Raw genomic sequence first — 1,206 nt, forward strand, 5'->3', positions numbered from 1 at the left:
CTCAGTAGGTGACAACTTCAGTTCGGTGACGTCCTAGACGGGAAAAAGCAACAGTCGGCCCCATCAAGCTTGATGGGGCCGACTGATTGCGGTGTCCTGAAGGTGTGAAGTCCACAGAATCCGCTGCTCAGCAGGCTACCGTATTCACCCAGCACTTCAAAGCGCACGCCAGTCACCTCCGCATCGACACCCTTCAGCGCCTGATTGACGTCCTTCTGGCGATGATTGCCGCGAGAAGCGTCAATCATCACGATCTGAGTGCCCATATGCCGGGGATGAGTACCCCGCAGGGCAAGAAGAGACGAGCAGACCGGGCCTTCCGGGATGAGCAACTGGACATGGGCTTTTTCATCGCCCTGCTCGTCGTCCACCTGCCACCAGGAAAGGTCTTGCTGAGCCTAGACCGCACGAACTGGGAACACGGGGAGACGCCCATCAATTTTCTGGTGCTTGGAGCTGTGGTCCACGGCTTCACCCTGCCCCTGATCTGGGTGCCCCTCGACGAGTCCGGGAACAGTCACACGTACGCCCGGATGTGGCTGGTGTTGAAGCTTCTCCAGGTTCTGCCAGCGAAACGCTGGCTGGGCCTGGTGGCTGATCGTGAGTTCATCGGCGCGGAATGGTTCCGGTTTCTCCGTCGTCAGGGCATCAAGCGGGCCATCCGCATTCGGCACAGCGACATGCTGGACGACATGAGCGGGAAAGAGTGGTTCGAACACGTCCAGCACGGCCATTTTCACGAGATCGGCGAAAAGGTGTTTGTGTTCGGGGAATTGATGCGGGTGGTGGCGACGAGGTCACCCACAGGTGACCTCGTCATCATCGCCACCGATTTCAGTGCTCGGAAGACCTGGAAGCTCTACAAGCAACGTTGGTCCATTGAGTGCACCTTCAGCAGCTTCAAGAAGCGAGGCTTCGACCTGGAGCGAACGGGAATGACGGAAAGGAGCCGTCTAGAGCGACTCTTCGGACTGGTGACCCTGGCCTGGATGTTCTGTTTGCGCCTGGGGGTCTGGCTCAGCCAGACCTGTCCCATCCCCGTTCTGAAGCATGGTCGGAGAGCGGTCAGTCTGGTGCGGCACGGTGCTCAGCATCTCGTGGATGCCCTACGATGGAAACCCAAACAGTTCATGGTGGTCCTAGAGGTGTTAATCCAGGCTTTTTGCCCGCCAGGAGCGGCTGAAAGTGAAGTTGTCACCTACTGAG

Annotated in this window: 1 protein-coding gene; it reads left to right on the top strand. The window is 58.5% G+C overall.

Annotated elements, in window-relative coordinates; genetic code table 11:
- Positions 1-221 precede the first annotated feature (221 nt).
- Entirely contained in the window at positions 222-1,205 is a 984-nt protein-coding gene (locus K7W41_RS23285) for an IS4 family transposase (RefSeq protein WP_224612926.1), read from the top strand.
- Position 1,206: the final 1 nt, after the last annotated feature.

It is taken from the genome of Deinococcus multiflagellatus, from assembly GCF_020166415.1.
GTDB classification, from domain to species: domain Bacteria; phylum Deinococcota; class Deinococci; order Deinococcales; family Deinococcaceae; genus Deinococcus; species Deinococcus multiflagellatus.

Bases quoted from the DNA above. Each gene is read 5' to 3' on its own strand.
- K7W41_RS23285 (WP_224612926.1), top strand. From the start codon at position 222: ATGATTGCCGCGAGAAGCGTCAATCATCACGATCTGAGTGCCCATATG.